Annotated in this window: 15 protein-coding genes; 2 read left to right on the plus strand and 13 right to left on the minus strand. The window is 40.3% G+C overall.

The window, feature by feature from the left end; genetic code table 11:
• Positions 1 to 27: 27 nt before the first annotated feature.
• The 5 genes from KZC02_RS01640 to KZC02_RS01660 all read right to left on the minus strand — a co-directional run bounded on the left by KZC02_RS01640 (position 28) and on the right by KZC02_RS01660 (position 10,213).
• Entirely contained in the window at positions 28 to 3,207 is a 3,180-nt protein-coding gene (locus tag KZC02_RS01640; protein ID WP_221392503.1) for a SusC/RagA family TonB-linked outer membrane protein, read from the minus strand.
• Between the two features lie 845 nt (positions 3,208 to 4,052).
• Complete coding sequence (locus KZC02_RS01645) at positions 4,053 to 5,348, minus strand: TolC family protein (protein ID WP_221392504.1); 1,296 nt, start codon at positions 5,346 to 5,348, stop codon at positions 4,053 to 4,055.
• A gap of 45 nt (positions 5,349 to 5,393) precedes the next feature.
• Complete coding sequence (locus tag KZC02_RS01650; protein WP_221392505.1) at positions 5,394 to 8,492, minus strand: efflux RND transporter permease subunit; 3,099 nt, start codon at positions 8,490 to 8,492, stop codon at positions 5,394 to 5,396.
• Between the two features lie 20 nt (positions 8,493 to 8,512).
• A complete protein-coding gene (locus KZC02_RS01655) occupies positions 8,513 to 9,583 on the minus strand; it encodes an efflux RND transporter periplasmic adaptor subunit (RefSeq protein WP_221392506.1) in 1,071 nt (356 codons plus the stop codon).
• 42 nt (positions 9,584 to 9,625) lie between these two features.
• Positions 9,626 to 10,213: a TetR/AcrR family transcriptional regulator gene (locus KZC02_RS01660; RefSeq protein WP_221392507.1), complete on the minus strand. Its 588-nt coding sequence runs from the start codon at positions 10,211 to 10,213 to the stop codon at positions 9,626 to 9,628.
• A 172-nt stretch (positions 10,214 to 10,385) separates the two neighbouring features.
• Here KZC02_RS01660 and KZC02_RS01665 point away from each other — a divergent pair, with 172 nt between their 5' ends.
• Positions 10,386 to 12,092 (plus strand): arylsulfatase, encoded by a 1,707-nt coding sequence (locus tag KZC02_RS01665; RefSeq protein WP_221392508.1) that lies wholly within the window; start codon positions 10,386 to 10,388, stop codon positions 12,090 to 12,092.
• A gap of 35 nt (positions 12,093 to 12,127) precedes the next feature.
• On the opposite strand, the gene KZC02_RS01670 is transcribed toward KZC02_RS01665, so the two are convergent.
• From KZC02_RS01670 to KZC02_RS01685, 4 genes are all read right to left on the minus strand, one after another.
• A complete protein-coding gene (locus KZC02_RS01670; protein WP_221392509.1) occupies positions 12,128 to 13,939 on the minus strand; it encodes a glycoside hydrolase family 15 protein in 1,812 nt (603 codons plus the stop codon).
• Positions 13,940 to 14,021: 82 nt separating this feature from the next.
• On the minus strand, positions 14,022 to 14,525 hold the full coding sequence (locus KZC02_RS01675; protein ID WP_221392510.1) for a PPC domain-containing DNA-binding protein: 504 nt from the start codon (positions 14,523 to 14,525) through the stop codon (positions 14,022 to 14,024).
• Between the two features lie 120 nt (positions 14,526 to 14,645).
• Positions 14,646 to 14,936: a putative quinol monooxygenase gene (locus tag KZC02_RS01680; protein ID WP_221392511.1), complete on the minus strand. Its 291-nt coding sequence runs from the start codon at positions 14,934 to 14,936 to the stop codon at positions 14,646 to 14,648.
• A complete protein-coding gene (locus KZC02_RS01685; protein ID WP_221392512.1) occupies positions 14,908 to 15,546 on the minus strand; it encodes an NAD(P)H-dependent oxidoreductase in 639 nt (212 codons plus the stop codon). Before KZC02_RS01685 ends, KZC02_RS01680 begins: the two co-directional genes overlap by 29 nt.
• A 475-nt stretch (positions 15,547 to 16,021) precedes the next feature.
• Between KZC02_RS01685 and KZC02_RS01690 the strand changes: the two genes are divergently transcribed.
• Positions 16,022 to 16,390, plus strand: coding sequence for a hypothetical protein (locus KZC02_RS01690; RefSeq protein WP_221392513.1), 369 nt, complete (start codon positions 16,022 to 16,024; stop codon positions 16,388 to 16,390).
• Between the two features lie 4 nt (positions 16,391 to 16,394).
• On the opposite strand, the gene KZC02_RS01695 is transcribed toward KZC02_RS01690, so the two are convergent.
• The 4 genes from KZC02_RS01695 to KZC02_RS01710 form a co-directional block, all read right to left on the minus strand.
• A complete protein-coding gene (locus KZC02_RS01695; RefSeq protein ID WP_221392514.1) occupies positions 16,395 to 16,940 on the minus strand; it encodes a hypothetical protein in 546 nt (181 codons plus the stop codon).
• Between the two features lie 8 nt (positions 16,941 to 16,948).
• Positions 16,949 to 17,323: a hypothetical protein gene (locus KZC02_RS01700; protein ID WP_221392515.1), complete on the minus strand. Its 375-nt coding sequence runs from the start codon at positions 17,321 to 17,323 to the stop codon at positions 16,949 to 16,951.
• A 102-nt stretch (positions 17,324 to 17,425) separates the two neighbouring features.
• Positions 17,426 to 17,803, minus strand: a complete 378-nt coding sequence (locus KZC02_RS01705; RefSeq protein WP_221392516.1) for a hypothetical protein — start codon at positions 17,801 to 17,803, stop codon at positions 17,426 to 17,428.
• Positions 17,804 to 17,829: 26 nt separating this feature from the next.
• On the minus strand, positions 17,830 to 18,432 hold the full coding sequence (locus KZC02_RS01710; protein ID WP_221392517.1) for a YCF48-related protein: 603 nt from the start codon (positions 18,430 to 18,432) through the stop codon (positions 17,830 to 17,832).
• Positions 18,433 to 18,633 lie beyond the last annotated feature (201 nt).

The raw sequence follows: 18,633 nt of genomic DNA on the forward strand, positions 1-18,633 counted from the left end.
TTATTGTCATAATCTTAAATAGGACCCTTAAAATTTGAAGGCTACACTTCCTCCAAAATAACGGGAAGGAGGAGTTTGATCCAAGCTGTTAAGACCTCCGCCATTATTACCCGCACCAGCACTGCTGTATTCAGGATCAGTGTATAAATTATCTTTTGACATCCAAAGGAATAAATTACGTCCCTGTGCGCTGAAAGTGATATCCTTGATAAACTTGGTTTTGTTCATAAGGGAAGCAGGTAGAGAATAAGACAAAGCAATTTCCCTCAGTTTCACGAAATTACCAGATGTTACATAGTTAGAAGAAACGTTACGGTTGATACCATCCGACCAGAAACCATTATTTCCATTTCCGTTAGCAATCGTGATCGTTTTGTTTTCTACGTATGAACCATCATCAGCCATATATACCGAGTTAGGGAAAACAAAACTCTGACGATCATACACTGCAGTTCTGTAACCTGTTCCGGACCAGTCCATTTCGGTACCAATACCGTTAAATATTTTATAACCACCGCGGTATTCGAATAATACAGAAAGGCGTAGTGTTTTATAACTAATAGCCGCATCCATACCCAAACGGTTTTTAGGCGTTGCATTTCCTAAAACTTTGACACCCGCTGTTTGTGACGGCAAGCCGGAGGTAGAATTTACGATCACACGGCCCTGTGGATCTCTTTCATAGTCATAACCCATAATTACCGGGAATGACATACCTGCAACAGCGGCAGAAGTTGCACCACCTGAACCGGCAGTAGCCAGAGTAAGAGTAGGCAAAGCAGCTGAAATATAATTTACTGTATTATTCAGGTAGGTATAATTCCCACCCAAAGTAAGATTCCAGCTTTCTGTTTGTATTGGCGTTACATGCAGGCTCAGTTCAAGTCCTTTGCTTTGTGTTTGCCCAACGTTAGTCAGCAAAGAGTTGAAACCCGTACTGTTAGATAATGCAGTCGTTACAGTTTGGTTATCCGTTTTGGTATTAAACCAGGTTGCATTGGTTGTGATGCGGTTATCCATCATACTTAAATCAAACCCCACCTCGTAACCTTTTGTCAACTCGGGTTTCAAATCATTGGAAACCAAGGTATTACTCAGAGAATATCCGGCTAAGCTACCATAAGGAAAACCATTGGCTGTACCATAACTTATGTTACTGCTAAACGTTGGCAAAAGCTGGTACGCACCGAAGTTATTGGGTACCGAATTATTACCTAAGTTAACCTGGCCTACCTTGGAAACCCCACCACGTACTTTCAATAAATTGATAACCTTACTCGCTTTAATCATCGGTATAGCGTCACTCACTACAAACGATGCTTCAAGCGACGGATAAAAGAACGACTGGTTGTTTTTAGCTAATCTTGAATCCCAGTCATTACGCCCGGTAGCAGTCAGGAAAAGATAATCCCTGAAACCAACTGTAAGCTTTCCGTAAGCACCAACCTGGCGCGTCCTGTAATCCAGTTCCGAATATCCGGGAGAACCTGTACCGTTACTCAAATTATATAAGTCTTTTACAACCAGGCCGCCGATTGCAGTAGTCTGATATTTAGCATCATTTTGGGTCAGCTGCATTCCACCAATCAGATTGAAGTTAAAATCTCCGATCGTTTTGTTGTATTGTGCAAGCAGATCTGTCAGCATCTGAGAGGTGTAATTGCTCGTTTCTGCTACGTAAGCACTGATATCCGATTTAGAACTAGCCTCTGTGTTTTTGGCATAATCCGTGTAGGTAAATCCTCCACCTGTATTTTTCTGAAGATAATTCCTGCTGGAAATTCCCTGGCGTGCAATAATATCAAGACCTTTTACCGGCGTTAATTTAATTTCCACATTTCCGGTCAGGTAATCATTTTTATCGTACTCTCTGTTATTATCAGCAGTAAAATATGGATTCTGATACCATGGGTTATAAAAACCATTCGGGTTTGCAAACTTATCGGTCCGCCAGTTTTTATATTTGGTAATATCCACATTGGACGGCATGTTCAGCATACTGCCGTAAATAGAGCCAGTCTGTGATGTAATGTCATATCTGTTTGGCGCAAATGAAGTGCTGTAAGTTACATTGATCAGTTTCCCGATTTTGCGGGTTCCGTTTATACGTACGGTTGCACGGGTAAATTTATCACCCGGGGTTGTACCTGTGGTTTTAACAAACTGGCCGGAAATATAAAGGCTTGATTTGTCATCGCCGGTGGAAAGGGAAAAGTCAGTCTGGCTGGTTAAACCCGTATTCCAGAATTTATCATGACCGTCTTTGTAGGAGTACGCACTTGAATCCTGGCTTCCATCTTCAAGCGGCGAGCCAATAGGCCTTACAACACCATCAAATGCTGGTCCGTACGACTGGTTTTCAAGATAACTGTAAGTAGGAGAACCAAATGCATCAATACCATATCCGCTTCCGCCTGCACCGAATTTCTTCTGGATTTTAGGGAAAAATGCTACCTGCTGAGCAGTTACAGTCTGAGAGATATTGATATCTGTTTTACCGTTTTTACCTCTTTTTGTTGTAACAATAACAGCTCCGTTTGAGGCTTGTGAACCGTATAAAGCTGCTGCTCCCGAACCGTTCAGAATTACTACCTGGTCAACATCATTCGGATTCAGGTTGCTTAGGACTGTTCCCGGAACAATAACATTGTCCAACACAATCAGCGCCTGATTATTTCCTGTAAGTGAACGCTGTCCGCGTAAAATCAACCTGTACTCAGGATTAACCCCGCTGCTTGTACCGCTTATCTGAAAACCTGCCACCTTTCCCTGCAGACCACTTGCAATATTAACTGCTTTACCTGCATTCAGCATTTCTGTGGATACAACCGAAGCAGCTGTTCCCAATTCTTTTGTTTTAGTCTGAAAACCACCGGCAGTGGTAATAACGACTTCACCAAGTTGTTGATAATCTGGTATCAAAGACACATCAATCTGTGACTTATTACCAACCGAAACGCTTTGTGTCTTGAATCCAATGAAGGAAAACGTAAGGTCACTTCCCGAAGCAGGGATGTTAATTTTGTAGTAACCTTTGGCATCGGTCACTGTTCCTAAACTGGTACCTTTCACTACCACATTCACACCAGGCAAAGTTGAACCGTCTTCACTGGCAGTTACCGTACCGGTAACTTGTCTGTCCTGGGCCCATAGCAATGATGAGCATGAGCAAATCCAGAGGATGCTCAACAATAGAACTTTCTTCATTTACATTAATTAATTAGGTTGGTTAAATAAACTATTTAAGGTAATAGTATGTGTTATCGGGTCATTGAAAAATAACAATGTTAGGGTTCCGGGGGCATCATATCCCGGATAGTTATCATGACTAAATAGAAAAAGCTGCTCGTACATAAACAGTAATCCTGTTCATGTCAATTATTTACTCCACACTTATTGACAGTAAGACAATTGTATTTTCTGAGAAGAAGAATTGATGTTTGCAGCATCAGCATACTTCCGGATAAATGAAGTACATCGTATATGCGTCCGGCGGATTAAAAAAAAACGATCTGCCGGTTGCCGTTGGCTTTCAGTAAATAATAGTAAATGATTCAGCATGTTGAGAATATAAGTTAGGTTGTATGAAGCTTACCTCTGCAATGTAAATATTGTTTTAATTATTGCAATGCATTTGCCTGTTTTCTCAAAATAAAATTTTGCAAAAATCAAAAGTAACCAATATATACAACAATAATTATGATTTTTACCGATTTAATTATAAAATCTTAATCACTTTAATTTCCGAATCAAAATACCTGATTTGTTCTTTTACCAGACATAATTATAATTAAACGACATAATTGAACGATAATGTATATACGTAATTTAAGTGCTTTTTTAATACCATTTTAATGTGAACATTAAGAAACCGCATTTAACTTAATCATAATATTGCAGCTGATAATGTTAATATCCGGGTAACACAGCAAAAAAAACCTTATGATTTACATCAACTTTGCCAGTTCATATAAATCATAAGGGTGCAGTTCGATGTAATTTATCCGTTGGAATAAATTACACTTTTTCCGGGTATTGAATACTTAAATAACTTACGGAGCAGATGATTCGTTTATTTTTCCGGTGATATAACGGTAAGCAGCTTCTTTGTCCTGATAATTTGCATAAGCACTAACCTGTTCACTTTCTGCCTGCTGGTAAGCAACCTGCGCATCGAGCAGTTCTGTAATTCCGGACAGGCCACTGGAATAATTATCACGGCTTACTTTGAGGTTGTCTTTGGCCAGGTTAAGGTTTTCTTTTGCATAAACAATTTGCTTAAGTGCGTCAGTCAGATCGTACCAGCTTTTCATAATACCCACTTTCAGTTTGTTTTGCCCGTCAGAAAAATTATTGGCCGCAATACGTTCGCTTATCTGTCGCTGCTTCATTTTTTGTTTACCACTCCCCCACCAGTCAGAAATTGGTACGCTTACCATACCCAGGGCGACCGGTATAAAATTATTACCCAATCCACTGTTGATTGATCCAATCTGGCCTGCGTTCAAACCTAGTGATATACCAGGCAGGTAGTCTCCCTTGGTAAGCCGGGTCTGTAACTTTTCGGCTTCGATACTTTTCTGCAGCAAGCGGTAGTTATCATTTTGATCCAAATCCAGTTCAGGTTCCTTGTATTGCATTACCGGCAGGCTTGTAGTATCAAGTGTTTGCTGCATGACCAAAGACGAATCGTAGGTATTTCCAATATAAAGGCAAAAGTCCAGTAAGGCAATTTTCCTTCCGTTTTCCAGTTTGTTTTTATTCAGTAAAAGCTGGCTTCGTTTCACCTTCACTTTAAGCATATCATTTCTGGCAATCAGCCCTGATGCGAGCATATCCTGCTGCTGTTTCAGGATCTGGTCCAGTAATTGTTCATTGGCAAGAATTGATTTGTGCTGCTCCTGCAATCCTACCAGGTTCCAGTATTTTTGTTCGGTAAGCAACAACACCGAATCAACAGATTGTTTTGCCCTGATCCGGCTCACTGCAACCTGCATAGCAGCCAGTTCATTGGCAGTACGGATCTTTCCACCTGCATATATCGCCTGGTTTGCACTGACTCCGGCAAAATAGAAATTATTCAAACCCTTGTCCAAAAGTGGCGGCATAGCTCCAACCAGGTTTTTGAAACCATACAAGCCAATGCCCGTGAAACTGACGGAAGGAAGGTAATTGGCTTCAGCACTTTTTTTGCCCGCTTCTGCCGATTCAATAACCAACTGTCCGTTTTTTATAGCCTTACTAAATGACAGTGCCGCAGATTTACTTTGTTCAAGATTAATGTAGTGCTGTTGTGCAAAACAAAGATTGCAAGCCAGGATACAAATACTTAATATTATCAAACGCATATTTTTTCTTTTAGATGCTGAAATACCAACTATGATGCTTTGTTTCTAATAAACTGCTTCCTCATGTAGTACAGGTTGTTTCTGGTTTCTGAAAAACAGCCAGTATAATACAGGCAATACAAACAAAGTGAGCAGCATGGAAACGATCAGTCCGAAACAAATTACAGTACCCAGCGGCCCCCAAAGAGACGAACGGCTGATGATCATTGGAATGACACCGACAGCAGCAGCGGAGGAAGTTAAAAATATCGGCCTCATTCTTCTTTCCGCAGCATGTATGGCAGCTTCCAGAACACTCATTCCTTCTTTGAAACGCATTTCGTCTGCAAAATCAATCAGGATAATGCCGTTTCTAACCACAATACCGCACAAAGCAAGCAAACCAATAAATGAAGTAAAACCAAAAGGAAACTGCATCACTGTTAGGCCGAATGCCGCGCCAAAAAGACTTAGCGGCATGGTAGTAATACTCAGCAGCGCATGTTTGATACTTTTGAAATGCCAGATCAGGATTAAAAATATGAGGATAATACTCATTAGGAGCGATAAACCCATCGGGCCCATATTTTCATCAGCCGCTTCTTTTTCACCACCGTAACTCAAATACATACCCTCAGGAAGGTCCAGCTTTTCAATTTTAGGCTGTAGTACTTTTAATACCCGGTCTGCTACTGCATCCTGGGAAATGTCGATCCGTACAGTGAGAGTCCGCACTCCGTTACGCCGGACAATTTGCCCCTCATGCCAGTCAGGAGTTATGTCGCCAACCTGACGCAAAGGCACAATTACACCCGATTGCGGAATTCCGATCGAAAGCTCTTCAAGGTCTGAAGGATTACTTCTCGACACCTTTTCCGACTTAATTTTGACATCCATCGGATAATTCCCATCCCATACTCGTGTAGCCAGTATGCCTTCCATATTCATGGCAACGGTATTGGAAATATCATTTTTGGTCAATCCCAGCCGGGCAGCTTCATCGTTTTTTATATTCAGCTTTATACCTTCATACTTTTCTTCAAAGTCCGTTCTGATCCAGGAAATATTGGGAACAGTACCTGCCAGTTTCATCACCTGCCGTCCAGCTTCTTTTAATTCTGCCATGTTATCGCCGGAAATCCGGATCTCAATAGGCGAAGCAGAGGCGATCAGAGCAAGTTGCTTCATCCGTACATAAGCTTCCGGAAATAGGTTGCTGTATTTTTGCTCATATTCTCCCAGTACATCTTCGGTTGTTTCGGCTGTCGTGGTATTGATCAGGATCTGGGCGTAGTTTTTGGCTGGCAAATTAGGTGCATAAACTGTATGGAACCTGGGTGAACTTGTTCCAATAAAACTGGTATAAGACAAAATCCGATTGTCGTTTGCAAGCACTTTCTCCATACTTTTTACCACACTATCCGTTTGCTGTAAATTATAACCCTGCGGAAGGTATATTTCCATCGCAAACTGGTTACGGTCCACCTTGGGAAAAAGCTGCTGAGGCAACCTGCCCATCAGTACAACACCCGCAACTATTGCCAGCATACCGAATGTGAGTGTAATTGCCCAGTGCTTTACTGCATTACCAATCTGGCGGTCAAAGAATCCCTGCAACTGGTCGAGCATTGATTTTTTGTTACTTTTCTTCTCTGCATCATGTAATCCGGAGCGTATAAAAATTGTATTGAAATACGGGACAATAAGCATTGAAATAACGAGCGATAAAGTAAGTGCTATAATAATCGTATACGGAAAAACGGTTATAAAATCCGCTGCAACCCCGCTCATGAAAAACATCAGAGGCGCAAATGTTGCTGAAATAGCCAGTGTTGCAGTAAAAACGGAAGGAAAAAGTTCAGTTGCACTGCTTTTTGCTGCGTCCCAGACTGACAGCCCATGATCCAGCTTTTCAACGTGATTATCTATTACAACTATCGGGTCGTCCACCACAATTCCCAGCACAATAATCAGCGCTGCAAGCGTTACCGTGTTGAGCTCAATACCAGCCATGTACATGATAGCAAGTGTAGCGGCAATAGTGATAGGTATGGTTGCAGCTGCTACAGAAGCGATACGGAATGGTAAAAGCAACAAAGTAATGACGACAACACCGATGAGCGCAAATCCAAATTCTTTCATAAAATGGCTGATGGATTCGTCAACCACCTCAGGCTGATTGGCAATTTTACTGATCTGTATGTCTGCCGGAAGCCTTCTCTCAATTGCCCTTAAGTGCTCATCCACTTCTTCACCAAACTGGACGATATTTTTCCCTTTGGTCATTTCCATGGAAATGATAATACTTTTTGTCCCGTTGGCCGTTACATAGGATTCCGGTTCTTCGTATTCTCTTTTAATGGTGGCAACGTCCCTCAGCCGGATCGTATTTCCATTTTTATCATTCCGGATGATCTGCCTTGCCAGGTCACTTTCGGTTTTGAAAAATGTGGTCATGTGTATCGGGCGCTCTATGATGGCTCCGTCCAGCGTTCCCGCCGGATTAATAGCTCCTTCATTTTGTAATACCTGCATGACGGAACCCGCAGAAATCCCGTAATTCGCCAGCTTATTATTGTCCACATACACGCCAATCTGCTCTTCCAGGTTACCCGAGTGGCTTATTCTTGCTACCGTATTGATTTTGCGTAAATCATCTTCAATCTCTTCTACATGTTTTTCAAGATCCTTATAAGGCCTGGTTTTTGACTCTATGGCGAGGATGATGGCAGATGTACTCCCGAAATCACTGTTCACCATGATCCCCCTGATTTCTTTGGGCATTTGTGACTGCAATAAAAGCGCACCGTTTTTGAGCTTATTCCAGAAATCTTTGGTTTGGGTATCGTTCACATTTCCGGCAACTTCAACAAAAATGTACATCATCCCGTCCCTTGAATAGGAATAGGTTTTCGATTTATCCACTTCATTGAAACTGAATAAATATTGTTCTACTTTGGAAGTAAGCTGTAATTCAACCTGCTCCGATGACGCCCCCGGATAAACTCCGACAACAAGCCCCTGCCGGACAGTAAACTCCGGAAATTCATTTCTGGGCATGTTCAGTAATGCATAAATGCCCAGCAGCACTAATACAAAAGCGATTGAAAGCGGGATAGATTTATGCCGCATGGCCCACTCTATGATATTACTTTGTTTCTTCATCAGGATAATTGGAGGGAGCGTTATTTAATGATTTTAATAGCGCTGCCATCTGTCAGCTTGTGGTAACCATATACAATAAGCTGCTCATCCCTGCCAAGACCGGTTTTTACGGCAATCCCATCATCGTATAGCCCGCCGGTCTGCACTTCCTTTCTTATGGCTTTATTACCCTCCTGACTGGTCACATAGACAAAATGTTTTCCCTGTTCATCAATTTGAACGGATTGTACCGGGACTATTATTTCGCTGTTTTGCGCAGGATTTACAGAAATTTGATGATCCTTTTTTACCGGGAATGTTACATCACAAACCATTCCGGGTTTCAGACGGTTATCTTTATTTTGCAGAGCAACCTTTACTATATACGTAGGATTTCCCGGAGCTGCTGATAATGATGCTTCTTCTACCATCCCCTGCATTTGTTCGTTTTCCAATGCAGAAATTTTCACAATGGCCTTATCCCCTTTTTTAAATTGATTGATTTCAGTTTCCGGAACGGCCACATGAACCTGAATTGAAGTGATATCAATTAGCCTTACAACTGGTACTCCGGGTCCGGAAGTTGCTCCTGCTTCAATCAATTTATTTGCAATATATCCGCTCTGTGGAGCATATAACTTTGTGTGTGCAATATTCTGGTAAGTGGCTTTTGCCACAGCGCCGGCCTGTTCAAAATTCGACCGCGCTTCTACCATTTTTATCTCGGCAATGCTTCCTTTTTTAAATACTTCAAGAATACGCCTGTAAGTATCCTCAGCCAGCTGTGCCTGTGCCAGTTGTGCATTGTACTGATCACGGTAAACGGTTTCGTCCACTTCGGCAATAAGCTGTCCTTTTTTGACAAACTGGCCGGATTCTACCGGAATGCGCAAAATAGTGCCTGCTACCTGAAAACTTAAATCAATGGTTTTAGAGGCCGAAATTATTCCGCTGTAATTAATATTGGTTCCAGTTTTACTTTCTTTACCCACTTGCATGATCCTTACATTGGACGGGATTTTTTCGCGCTCAGTACTTTCTTCTTTTTTACAGCTTACGATTAAAGAAAACAGGGCAAGGTTCAATATGAGGGAAATACGTATTTTTATCATAGGGTACTCTTTATTTTTAACGTTGAATTTTAGAAATTTTAATTATTTAAGGCCCTTTGCCAATATTGCTGTAAGCCAGTCAAGCCGGGAAGTAATATCAGCCAGGTTTCCATTCATTATTACTTCCTGTTCAAGACTGCTGAATGCTGTGACCAGCGTAAGTGCTAAAAAGTCAAGATCCTTACCTTCAATCAATGCAATGTCATGATTATGTATTGCCCATTTCAGGATCTGCTTAAAGATCGAAAGCTCTTCCGCAATCGCCTGTGACCGCATGCCTGTAAAAAATTCTTTATTATCCCGGATGTCTGTTGCCAGGTTATGATAAGAAGCCAGCATACCGCTCAGCATGGTAAGTTTTACAGTTATAAATTCTTTGAGATTCCAGACAAAAGGCTGGTCTTCCCTGATATTTTTCCGGGCAGCTACAAACAGGCTTTTGGATTCGTCCATGACAATTGCCATAAAAACTTCCTGCTTATTCTTAAAGTAATAATACAGCGTAGTTCTGCTTTTATGCACAGCTTTTGCTATGTCATCCATGGTTACCTTAGCAAACCCATACCGCTGGAACACGCCCCTTGAAGCATCTAAAATTTGTTGTCGTATGTTATCGTCCTTGACTGTCATTCGACAAAAATACATATTTTGTCGAAACGTGCAACTCATTTCGGGATCATGTTATTTAACGGTTACAAATTTTAAAAACCTGTAATTTTAAAAGACAATAAATTAACAAATCGGGATAAGCATGGTTTTAAATAAATCCAAACCTGTAAATTGACCGAAAAACGTTATTACAATGAATAAACCCAAATTTTTGCCTGGCCTGTTTGTTATTTTACTGATTTCCTTAGGCCTGTTTTCCGTGAAAAACAATCTTCAAAAAATCGTCGGTACAAAAGATACTAAACGTCCTAACATTATTGTCATCCTTGCAGATGACCTGGGTTATTCGGATCTGGGATGTTATGGCGGTGAGGTTAATACTCCTAATATTAATTATCTGGCCGACAACGGGATACGTTACCGCCAGTTTTACAATACTTCACGCTGCTGCCCTACACGTGCGTCCTTGCTTACGGGACTATACAACCAGCAGGCTGGTATTGGAAAAATGACACAAGACGAAAACCTGCCTGGTTATCAGGGGCATATTTCCGAAAATGCAGTTACAATTGCCCAGGTGCTCAAATCGGCTGGATACCAGACGGCCATGTCCGGGAAGTGGCATGTTTCCAATACATTCTCTCAAAAAGATCCTAATGAGCAGCTTGACTGGCTTAATCACCAGAAAGATTTCGGCACTTTTTCGCCAGTCGGCCAATATCCAACGAACCACGGTTTCGATCATTTTTTTGGTACAATATGGGGAGTTGTCGATTTCTTCGATCCGTTCAGTCTCGTAAACGGTACCGAACCGGTAAAAGAAGTACCAGCGGACTACTATCAGACAGATGCAATTAATGATACTACGGTTTCATATATTCAGCAATTTGCGAAATCTGATAAGCCGTTTTTTATATATGTAGCCCAAAACGCACCGCACTGGCCATTAATGGCAAAACCGGAAGATATCGCAAAATATAAAGATACTTACAAAGCCGGCTGGGATGTAATACGAGAAACGCGTTATAAAAAAATGGTTAAACTCGGACTTATCGATCCTGCCAAAACCAGATTATCTGAATATCCAAAAAACGCCATTAAATGGGAAGACAATCCGGACAAGGACTGGGACGCACTTGCTATGGCAGTACATGCCGCCATGATTGACCGGATGGATCAGGGAATCGGCCGAATTATTAACACCTTAAAAAAAACAGGACAGCTTGATAATACGCTCATTTTATTTCTGTCAGATAACGGGGCAAGCCCTGAAAACTGTGCAAATTACGGGCCAGGATTTGACCGTCCAAGCCAGACACGAGATGGCCGAAATATTGTTTATGCTACTAAAAAACAAGCCTTACCCGGACCTCAGACTACTTATTCATCCATCGGGCAACGCTGGTCACACGTTGCCAATACCCCATTTGCTTATTGGAAAGCTGAATCTTATGAAGGTGGTGTCAATACACCTATGATCGCTTTCTGGCCAAAAGGTATTTCGGTAAAAAAAGGGAGTTTCAGTAATCATGTCGGACATGTAATGGATTTTATGAGCACTTTTTGTGAACTCACCGGAGCAGTTTACCCTAAAGAATTTAATGACCGTAAAATAACGCCTTCTTCCGGAAACAGTTTGGTTCCATCTTTTAGCAGCCAGCATACAGCTGGTCATAAACAATTATTTAATGAACATTTTGGCGCAAGATCCGCCCGTAATGGCAATTGGAAACTGGTTTCACTTGCTAATGATACAACCTGGCATTTGTATGATCTGGCCTCTGACAGGACAGAAACAACGGATCTTTCAGCAAAATATCCTGAAAAGGTAAAAGAGCTGGCTGTTTTATGGAAACGCTGGGCAGTAACCCATGCTGTTTTTCCAAAGCCTTCAAAGTAAGATTTAAAACACATTGCGTTTAAATATTTCACCCCTCAAAGCCGATCCAGCTGCTTATCAATTTCCAGTGCCGCACTGATCAGCGCGAGATGTGTAAATGCCTGTGGGAAATTCCCTAAATGCTCGGCTTTGTGACTGATCTGTTCACTGAAAAGTCCAAGATGATTGGCATAGCCTGCCATTTTTTCGAAGCTGTCCAGTGCTTTTGTAACCTGGCCACTTTTTGCAAGGGATTCAATAAACCAGAATGAACACATATTAAAAGTACCTTCTTCTCCGTCCAAACCGTCAAATTTATCAATTCCGTTGCGGTAACGGTATAACAGTACGTCCAGGCCAAGCTGCTGTTCCACGACATTCATCGTAGATAACCATCTTGGCTCATGCGGAGAAATAAAATGCATAAGTGACATCAGCAATACACTGGCATCCACGCTGTCGGAACCTTTGTGCTGTACCCACGCTCCTATTTTTTCATTCCAGAAATTGTTATGAATGTCCAGATATATTTCATTGCGGACATCACTCCACTCCTTTTCAGGATATGGAAATGAACGGTGCTCTGCAATTTTAATAGCCCTGTCCATTGCCACCCAGCACATGAGCCTGCTGTGAAGAAATTCTTTTTTCAGGTTCCTGATTTCCCAGATACCATGATCGGCTTTCTGCCAGTTTGCTATCACCTCATCAATCTGCTTAACGATGGTTTCCCAAAATTCGTAAGTGATGGCAGAATGCTGTTTATTATAAATATAAATGGTATCAATTAATTCACCATAAATGTCCATCTGAAGCTGATCCTGTGCTGCATTTCCTATCAGGACCGGTTTCGAATTTTTATATCCTTCAAAATTTTTCAGCTCAGTTTCTTTCAGATCGTGCGAACCGTCAATAGAATACATCAGGTACAATTTATCATCCTTGCACCGGTCATGAATCCATTTAAAAAAAGCAGTTGCTTCATCCGTATACCCTAATCTTAAGAAGGCATACATTGTAAAAGCTGCATCCCTGATCCAGGTATACCGGTAATCCCAGTTACGTTCGCCTCCCAATGTTTCAGGTAAGCTGAAAGTCGGGGCTGCAACCATGGAGCCGTGTTCAGAGGATGTGAGTAATTTAAGTGTTATGGCAGAACGGTTGACGGCCTCGGGCCACCTGCCTTTGTATGTAGATTGATTTGACCAGTTCCGCCACAAATTTATCGTTTCAAAATAGGTGTTGTTTTTGTAAAATTCGATGGAATTCAGCTCTTCAATTTGTTCGCAGCCGCATTCCAGCGCAAAGTAAACCGTCTCCGATTGGTTCAGTATAAATTCAGCATAACCACTTTGTTTCCGGACTTTCAATGGAATATCCGCCAAAAGCCGCAAGGTGGTTTTATCAGGATTCTGCGCGGTGAAAAGTATTTCATTTCCATTCACTTCACAGGAATGTCCGGATTGTGCATAATCGAAAGCAGGTTCACAATTAATGGTGTAAGTGATACTTCCACGCACCGTTTTAACCTGCCTCACTATCGCATTAATCTTTTTTGTATCGTGCTTATCAACCGGCATATAATCGGTAATCTCGGCTATACCGTCCTCAGAAAAAAAACGAGTGAGCAAAACCGCTGTTCCAGGGAGATAAAGCTGTTTGGTCCGGTAATCTTTCATTTGTGGCGTGATAGAAAAACTACCGCCTTTGTCGGTATCCAGTAATCTTGCAAAAACAGTTGGTGAATCAAATGTCGGATACGACATAAAATCAATAGATGCTTCCATTGAGACCAGGGCAACCGTTTTCATATTACCAATCAGGCCGTAGTTCTCAATAGGTGTGTATCCCTTTCTTTTATGCTGCATCAGAAGTGGATTGTTTGAATTTTTCAAAAAAATACAGAAAATTAAAATTCATTGTCCATTTTGCCGATCATGAATGTTCCGCTTAGTGATGTTCAAGGCTTAGAACGTTTGCTCCTAAGGACTGATCCATAACCCGTTCGAGTGTATGGCTGTGAACCGTGATCAGGATTTCCACCGAGCCAGTGCCAACAGTTGCTGCCAGCATATGTCCGCCAAAGGCATTGAAATTTTTATCCGTAACAATTCCATGGGTATGCAGAGATACACTATCATTTTGCCACGCAATGGAACCGGTCATCCCGGCAAGTTCTACATCCTTGAATTCCTTAGGCTCGTATTTTTTAGTCTTGAAATTAAAGAAACCAAATTCCACATTGACAAACCCCATTCCTGTAAAATTAGCCGACGGAATTCTTTCCTTTTTGGCCATTTCTTCAATTTGAGCCAGCACATTATCACCCTGGCGCAGAACCATCAGATAACCTGCCGGAACCTTAATATATTTTTCAGTATTTGTCTGAGCCTTAGCCTTTTTGGGAATAATCATAAATCCGGCCAGCAGAAGTAAAAAATTTAAATTTTTCATACGTTGAGTTTATAGAGGTACGTAATGGTTGTCAAAAAAATTCAACCCTGATAAGAGTTGAATTACAATAATCATTCCACTAAGTCTAACTGGCAACTCAAATCGTTGTTTATGAGGTTATCATGCTAATTTGCTGGTGATATGAATACCAACCTGGCCGTCGATTAATTCGGCTGATTTTACTCCAAAATCTAAAATGTAAGGTTGGTTGTTGTGCAGATCAAGGCCCTCACGGCTTTTCCATTCTTCATGAAAAATAAAGAAATCAGGATCATTCTGCGATTGGTGCAGGTCATACTGCACGCAGGCTTCTTCTTGTCTGGAATTTTCCACCAGTTCCAGCAATAGCTTTTTTAAAGCCTCATTATTTCCTGGTTTACTTTTAACAGTGGCTGTCAGATAAATAGGCATTTTCTGTTTGATTTTGGATGAAAGTCTTCTTTAAATGTGCACGATATAATTTCATATCGTTTGGAATATCCGCATTTTTTTCGACATCATGAAAATGAATTCCTTCCAATGGCGACATTCCGGTAAAAGCATTCATGCGGTGAAAGCCGAACAAAGCACCATCGTCCACAGAACGTTCATTAAAAAATTCTCCTGGTAATGTAAATGCTGTTGCAGGCGCATTCCAGGACGTTGTGACCATATATCGCTTTCCATGAAGCATTCCGCCTGTACCATAATTAATAGCGGGATTGGCAGATGAACGCCCATCGCTGTGATAAATCCCTTTATTATGCCCTTCGGTAAAGACAACGTCAATGTATTTTTTCAAACCATGAGGTACCTGAAACCACCAGATTGGGGTATGGTAAATAATTACATCAGCCCAAACATAATTCTCTACTTCCCTTGCAGGATCGTAATCTTCATTGATATCTGTTGACCTGATTTCAAATCCCGGCTGGCTATTAAAAAAATGAATTGTGGCGTCATAAACAGTTTTGTTAAACCTTCCTCCCGAATGGCCAAAAACCTGGCCTCCGTTGATGACAAATATTTTCTGAGTTTCCATTTAAATCTTTATTATAATTCCGGCACAAATGTAACTCGCTGAAAACTATCATTAAAATAACATAATTTATAGCCTGCTATCATAATTATAATACATTTTCAGGTTTTAGTTTCTGGGCAAAATCAAACCTGTTCGTTTTGAAAAGTTGAAAAAAGATGTTGCTGAAACCAGAAAAACAGTGTAAAATCAGAGAATTTGCAATTATACTCACAGTATGATTAGTTTGAATGAACATTTCAATTGCTATTACCATGCGCAATAATTTGCAGTTTTGCAGGAAAGAAGTACCCATTCTTGCCTGAAAAAGGCAGGATACATTGCAAATTTTTAAATGGCCATAATCAACTATATTTTAGCCAACCTAAAATCACGCTTACTTTGGACAAAATCTTTACAACTAATTTCCTGAAACTTGTGTACTGAAACAGTTGGATCAAAAAAGAAGATTATTATCGTGAGAAATGTACTTTGCATTATGCTGCTACTTTCTGCCGGCATAGTTGGAATAAGTTGTAATGAGAAAGAGGTGGCTGATGACCTGGGTCATGAGGTGGTTACTGCCAGAATACTACGACCAACTTGCGGAGGAATTGCCATGCAGTTAATCGGGGCTTCTTTCGATGGTGACAGCTGGAAATATTATGCTAATACGAAAGGGCCTTTCGACTCCACAAACACGATAATCACTTACGAGCATTGTGTACTGGTTGGAAATGTACCGCTTGATAAACAAGTGATTGGTGATACGCTGATGTTCACCTATGTCAAGGGGCTAACACCAGGAAATTATTGTGATCTGGGAGGATTACCAAAATATACTATTTCTGTAAAAAGAATAAGATAGTGAATTATTTGACTTGAAAACTACTATTATACGCTCTTAAAGGAATTTCATAAGTAATATCCGAACGAAATATTATAATTTTTCCGTCCAATTTTATAGCATACCAGCCAGCAGGAAGCATTCGGTTTACATTGGCATTTAATCCACACGAAGGAAATTTTGTTAGTAACTGATCAGCAATCCAGGGAATATTTATCTCAAGGTGACCATTTGCGGGAATTACAACGCCAGCCTGAAAAGAACATATTGCAGAATCATAAGCACGTCCTATTAAGGTATCGTTGCCCACACTTGATTTAGAATATAGCATTGCTAAATCAGAACCGAGCAAACTTCCATGATCCACATACCATTCTTCATCGGAGTTATTAGTAATTATCAAACTAAATATAAAATTTTCACCCTGCTTTACTGTGTTGGTTTTTGTCCCATCCCTGTTTAAAATATTATAAGTAATTGAGAAAGGTTTCTCAGCATCCAGGTTAGGGTTTCCACAACTGAAAGCCATCAAAAGAACCCCAGTCGCAGTCAATAAGCGATTTATTTTCATTGATATAATTAATTGTCAGTTTTTAGACATGGAGTGGAGTAAATCGCCAATATATTGATGTAAGTTAATGATTCAGGAAAACAAAGCATAAAGTCTTTTCTTCCTGATGTGCCATTCTTATACATAAAATATATGATGGAATCGGCAGGAATTGCAAATGGTTGTGAAAGTTGAGGCGATGCAACACAATTTTGGAATTTATCTCCGTAGATACTTGTCCAATCCTGGCCAATTCTAGTGTCATCCAGAATCTGAACAACAGTTTGTCCACAGTAATTACCCAGATATTTCCCTTTAACACAATCGTCGACAGAATTTTCTTTGGTACAACTTAAAGCAAGGGAAGCGAATGAAAGAGCCAATAGTTTTATTTGAATTTTCATAAGTGCTTGTAATAGTTAAAAAGCGGAAAACAAATAATCAAAAAAAGTAAAAATCAAATCTAAATTTTCTCATAAAGAATTAATTAGGCGGGTAAAGAATTTCTAAAATTTAATATTGAAAACTGCTGATCGTTTAATTCCAGTGCCTATCATCATAATTTCATGATCGTTCTTTTTATCTAGTGTTGTGAAAGTAAATGCAACAGTTCCTCCGAAAGTTTTTTTCTGTGTTGTATTCCAGAAGTCATTCGTAGTATAGATAGCTCCCATAGAGAAAAATCCTTGTCCTGAATAAGATTGCCCAACTCCAATAACTTGGTTGATATTAATAAAGTACATTTTAAACATAGAAGGAGGAGTGGCAATATCAAACTTACCATTTTTTTCAATCCTGAATATCTTATTCTGACCTTGTAAAATGGTTTTTTCATCAAAGAAAAAGATATTAGTAAAAGTGTCACTAACCGGTGTTTGAAACATTTTCCAGGAATACCCGCCGTTTTTGGTCACATAGTATTCCCCCTTGCACACCCCACAATTCCCTCAGATGCACTCTTAAATTTTACTGTTGCTGCAAGTGCACTTTCCGGTAGATTGATATTGGTCCAGCTGACTCCTGCATCATCCGTTTTAATCAAAATTTTTGAATCAGTTAGTATGTATCCGGTACTACTATCCGGCAATGTGATTATGTTGGGTCTGATGTTTCCTTCCTGGACAATATTCCAGGTATCGCCTCCATCCCTGGTTAAAAGGACACCACCTTCTGTCTCATTGGACCCAACAGCTATTCCATTGAGTTCATCAAAAAAATTAACATTTTTTAAGCTTAGGCTTTGCCTTATTGGCAGAATTAGTTTTTTCCAGCTTTTACCACCATCCCTTGTTCTGACTATCAGGTTGTTGTCTCCAACCACGAATGCTAATGAATCGTTCACGAAGTGTAAGTCATGATAATATCCCGGAGGAATATTTGTCTGGAGCTCAGTCAAGTTTTTTATAGATATTGGAGTGTTTGATGGTGTAGGTTCAGTTTCTTTACAACTTATATGCGGAGAACTTAGAATAAGAACTGAAATAATTTCTGAGAAAAATCCGGTCAATTTCATTTCGTTCTGGAAAGTGATTAGTTCACACATAGACACATCACAAAGCAAAATGGTTGTAATTATTGCTGTATTATTTATAAATATTTTACAAACCCAATTTTACTTTAAGCAGCGATTTTCCAATTGGTTTTTACCATATCAAATAGCAACCTTAATGTTTTTTTACAGAGAACGGAATTTCATTTTTTACATGTAGCTAAA

The organism is Dyadobacter sp. NIV53, from assembly GCF_019711195.1.
In the GTDB taxonomy this organism is placed as follows: Bacteria; Bacteroidota; Bacteroidia; order Cytophagales; family Spirosomataceae; genus Dyadobacter.